Source organism: Streptomyces sp. KLMMK (assembly GCF_036961605.1).
Lineage (GTDB): Bacteria > Actinomycetota > Actinomycetes > Streptomycetales > Streptomycetaceae > Streptomyces > Streptomyces telluris.
In genome coordinates, this window is the sequence record NZ_JBAMDC010000468.1 from 1 (window position 1) to 4610 (window position 4610).

At 72.1% G+C, this 4610-nt stretch carries 4 protein-coding genes; 3 read left to right on the forward strand and 1 reads right to left on the reverse strand.

The window, feature by feature from the left end:
* Nucleotides 1-103 precede the first annotated feature (103 nt).
* Both V7793_RS33770 and V7793_RS33775 read left to right on the forward strand, forming a co-directional pair.
* Nucleotides 104-925, forward strand: coding sequence for a thioredoxin domain-containing protein (locus V7793_RS33770; RefSeq protein ID WP_336013513.1), 822 nt, complete (start codon nt 104-106; stop codon nt 923-925).
* Between the two features lie 77 nt (nt 926-1002).
* Nucleotides 1003-2640 (forward strand): alkaline phosphatase D family protein, encoded by a 1638-nt coding sequence (locus tag V7793_RS33775; protein ID WP_336013514.1) that lies wholly within the window; start codon nt 1003-1005, stop codon nt 2638-2640.
* 30 nt (nt 2641-2670) lie between these two features.
* Here the strand turns inward: V7793_RS33775 and V7793_RS33780 are convergent, their stop codons facing one another.
* Nucleotides 2671-3258 carry a dienelactone hydrolase family protein gene (locus tag V7793_RS33780; RefSeq protein WP_168090826.1) on the reverse strand — a complete coding sequence of 196 codons (588 nt, stop codon included), beginning with the start codon at nt 3256-3258 and terminating at the stop codon, nt 2671-2673.
* A gap of 116 nt (nt 3259-3374) precedes the next feature.
* Here V7793_RS33780 and V7793_RS33785 point away from each other — a divergent pair, with 116 nt between their 5' ends.
* A complete protein-coding gene (locus V7793_RS33785) occupies nt 3375-4478 on the forward strand; it encodes a mechanosensitive ion channel family protein (RefSeq protein ID WP_336013515.1) in 1104 nt (367 codons plus the stop codon).
* The last annotated feature ends 132 nt before the right edge of the window (nt 4479-4610 follow it).

Below are 4610 nucleotides of genomic sequence, written 5' to 3' on the forward strand. Positions count from 1 at the left end.
TCCTCGTCCACTCCGTCGTACGGCGCGGACCGCCCCTCGCTCCGGCAGCTGCCTGAGCCCGGCGATCCCCCGCATTCCGTACGTCCACACCGGAGAAGACATCATGAGCAACCGCAACAGCCACCAGAACAAGCAGGCCGCCCGCGAGCGGCTGCGCGCCGAGCGCGAGCGCCAGGCCCGCCGGGACAAGACGCGCCGTCAGCTCGTCGTCGCCGGCGCCATCGTCGTCGTCCTCGCGATAGCCGGCGGCGTCGGCTACGCCGTGACCAACATGAGCGACAGCAAGGACGGCGCGAGCAGCTGGGCGGGCGACAAGACCCTGGTCAAGCCCGCCAACACCACCGGCGAGAACGGCAACGAGATCGTCCTCGGCGACGCCAAGGCCAAGGAGACCCTCACGGTCTACGAGGACCCGCGCTGCCCGTCCTGCGCCGCCTTCGAGAACGAGTCCGGCGCCCAGCTGCGCCAGGACGTCAAGGACGGCCGCTACAAGGTCCGGTTCGTCATGGTGAACTTCATCGACGACCTGGCCAAGGGCACCGGCTCGAAGAACGCCGTCAGCGCCCTCGGCGCCGCGCTCAACGTCAGCCCGGACGCCTTCGTCGCGTACAAGGAAGCGCTCTACTCCCCGAAGAACCACCCCGACGAGCGCGACGACGCCTTCGCCAAGGACGCGCGCCTGATCGAGATCGCGCAGCAGGTCCCGGCCCTGAAGGGCAACAAGGACTTCGAGAAGGCCGTCAACGAGGGCACCTACGACAAGTGGGCCGTCGAGATGGGCACGCTGTTCGAGAAGAACAAGATCGGCGGCACCCCGGCCCTGCTCCACGGCGACAAGCAGCTGAAGGGCCCGAACGGCAACCCGCCGATGGCCAAGGAGTCCTTCATCGCGGCGATCGACAAGGAATTCGGCCCGAAGAAGTAGTGACAGGGCGGTGAGGGGCGGACGAACTGTCAGGTTTCGTCCGCCCCGGGGCTTACCGGGCAGTAAGGTGATGGCCCGTGACCACCGACTCCTGCATATCGCGCCGCACCGCCGTCACGGCCGTCGCCGGCGCCGCGACCGTCGCCCTCCTCCCGCTGGCCGGAGCCGCCCCTGCGTACGCGGCGGACCCGCCCGCGTTCCTCCACGGCGTCGCCTCGGGCGACCCGCTGCCCGACGGCGTCCTGCTGTGGACGCGCGTCACGCCCTCCCCCGACGCCGTGCCCGGCTCGGGCCGCGGCGCGGACGTGGAGGTCGCCTGGGAGGTCGCCGAGGACGAGGCGTTCGGCAGGGTCGCCGCCCGCGGCACGGTCACCGCGACGGCCGCGAGCGACCACACCGTCAAGGCGGACGTCCGCGGCCTGCGCCCGGCCACCGGCTACTGGTTCCGCTTCACCGCCGGCGGCGCGCACACCCCCGCCGCCCGCACCCGTACGGCACCCGCGGCGGGCGCGGCCGCCGCCGGCATCCGCTTCGGCGTCGTCTCCTGCGCCAACTGGGAGTCCGGTCACTTCGCCGCCTACCGCCACCTCGCGGACCGCCGCGACCTGGACGCGGTCCTGCACCTGGGCGACTACATCTACGAGTACGCCTCGGGCATCTACCCGCCGGCGAAGCAGGTGGTCCGCCCGCACGCGCCGGCGCACGAGATCGTCACCCTCGCCGACTACCGCACCCGGCACGGCCGCTACAAGACGGACCCCGACCTGCAGGCCCTCCACCGGGCCCACCCCTTCGTGGCCATCTGGGACGACCACGAGTTCGCCAACGACACCTGGACGGGCGGGGCCGAGAACCACACCCCCGGCGCCGAGGGCGAGTGGGCCGCGCGCATGGCGGCCGCCAAGCAGGCCTACTTCGAGTGGATGCCGGTGCGCCCGTCCACCGAGGGCACCACATACCGCCGCCTGCGCTTCGGCAACCTCGCCGACCTGCACCTGCTGGACCTCAGATCCTTCCGGTCGCAGCAGGTCAAGCCGGGCAACGGCAAGGCCGACGACCCCGAGCGCACCATCACCGGGCGCGCCCAGCTCGACTGGCTGAAGGCCGGGCTCGCCTCCTCCGACACCACCTGGCGCCTCGTCGGCAACCCCGTGATGATCTCCCCGTTCGCCTTCGGCGCCCTGCCCGCCCACCTGCTGGAGCCGCTCGCCAAGCTGCTGGGCCTGCCCACCGGCGGCATAGCCGTCAGCACCGACCAGTGGGACGGCTACACCGACGACCGGCGCGAGCTCCTCGGCCACCTCGGCGACCGCGGGATCCGCAACACCGTCTTCCTGACCGGTGACATCCACATGGCCTGGGCCAACGACGTGCCCAAGAAGGCCGCCACGTACCCGCTGTCGCCGTCCGTCGCCACCGAGTTCGTCGTCACGTCGGTGAGCTCCGACAACCTGGACGACCTGCTGGGCGTGGCCCCGCACACCCTCTCGCTCGCCGCGGTCACCGCCATCAAGGCCGCCAACCGGCACGCGAAGTGGGTGGACATGGACTCCCACGGCTACGGGGTCCTCGACATCACCCCCGAGCAGGCGCAGATGGACTACTACGTCCTCTCCGACAAGACCGACCCCAAGGCGACGAGCGAGTGGAGCCGGTCGTACCGGACGCGCTCGGGCACGCAGCAGGTCGAGCGGGTGAAGACGCCGGTACGGTGATCCGCGCCCGGCGCCGGTGCCCGGCGGCTCCTAGCCGCCGATCTCCTCCAGGAAGGCCAGCGCGACGCGCCAGGTCGTCTCCGCGGCCTCCTCGTCGTAGTCCGCGAGGTCCGGGTCAGTGAACAGGTGCCCCGCCCCGGGGTACCTGTGGACCTCCACGTCCGCGCCGGCCCGGCCCATGCGCAGGTACCAGGCGTTGAGCCAGTCGTGCGGCTCGAAGGGGTCCGGGTCGGCGACGTGCAGCTGGACGGGCAGCTCGTCCACGGCGGCGTCGTCGGCCAGGTCCGAGGTGCCGTGCAGGAGCAGCAGGCCGCGCGCCTTCTCGTCGCCCAGCGCCAGGTTCTGCGCGATCGAGCCGCCGAGCGAGAAGCCGGCGTAGACCAGGCCCCGGTCCGACAGCGGTGCCACCGCGGTGACGGCGCGGCGCAGCAGCTCCTCGCGGCCGATCTCGTCCTTGACGGCCATGCCGTCCTCCACCGTGTCCGCGGTCCGGCCCTCGTAGAGGTCCGGCACGTGGACCTCGTGCCCGGCGGCGCGCAGGCGCTCGGCGGCGGCGTGCACGGCCGGCCTCAGGCCGTAGGCCGAATGAAAAAGGACAATCGTGGTAGAGGACGCCACTGGAGTCACTTCCTAACAGGTGGATCGCGTGCCTCCCATCGTGCCAGCTACGGTCGGGAGCGAGCGCCACCCGGTGAGTGCCCCGCAGCAGCCGGCCGGAAGGAGCCGAGGTGTCCATGGAGGGCGTACTGCGTCCGCTGTCCGTCGCCGGCGGAGCGTTGATCCTCACCCTGGCCGTGGGGTGGGCGGCCGACCACGTCCTGCGCAGAATCGACGAGCGGCACCCCGAGACGCCCCTGTGGGACCTGCTGCGCCGGTGCCGGCTGCCCCTCCAGGTCGTCCTGTGCACGGCGCTGCTGCGCGCCAGCTTCCGCTCGGCCGGCATCCTGCCGGACCACGAGGAGGTGGTCGGCCAGGTCCTGACGCTCGTGCTCATCGGCGCGTGCGCGTGGCTGGTGGTGCGGGTCGCCGTCGCCATAGTGGAGGCCGCCTACGCGCGCTACGCGGCGCGCGCCGAGGACGCGGCCCGGGTGCGCCGGGTACGGACCCAGGTGACGCTCATCCGGCGGATCGTCACGGCCGTCGTGTGCGTGGTCGCGGTGGCGGCGATGCTGCTCACCTTCCCGGCCATGCGGGCCGCCGGGGTGTCCGTGCTGGCCTCGGCCGGACTGCTGGGCATCGTCGCCGGTGTGGCGGCCCAGTCCACGCTCGCCAACCTCTTCGCCGGGCTGCAGATCGCCTTCGGCGACGTGGTGCGCATCGGGGACACGGTCGTCGTGGACGGCGAGTGGGGCCGGGTCGAGGAGATCACGCTCACCTATCTGGTGGTGACCACCTGGGACGAGCGGCGCATCACCATGCCGGTGTCGTACTTCACCAGCCGCCCCTTCGAGAACTGGTCCCGCAGCAACCCCCGGATGACCGGCACGGTCTTCTTCCACCTGGACCACTCCACGCCCATAGACCTCATGCGGGAACGGCTGCACGGCATCCTCAAGGAGCTGCCGGAGTGGGACGGGCGGTCCTGGAGCCTGGTGATCACCGACACGACCCCGACGACGATCCAGGTGCGGGCGCTGGTGACGGCGAAGGACGCGGACGACATCTGGACGCTGCGGTGCGTGGTGCGGGAGCAGCTGATCGAGTGGCTGCGGCGGGAACACCCGTACGCACTGCCGCGCATCAACACGGCCCCGGCCCCCGGCCTCGAACAGGCCCCGGACCGCCGCCAGGCCCCACCGACGTCGGAGGACATCGGCCCGGGCCCCGGCACGACGTAGGCTCCGCCCGGGTTCCGGTGACATCCGGGGTTCCGCCCGACGCACCGCCGGAGGGCGCCGTCGTGGCGGATCGGCGTTGCGGCGGGCAGAAGAAATCCCCCGCGGCGGCGATCACACACCGCGGCGCAGCCC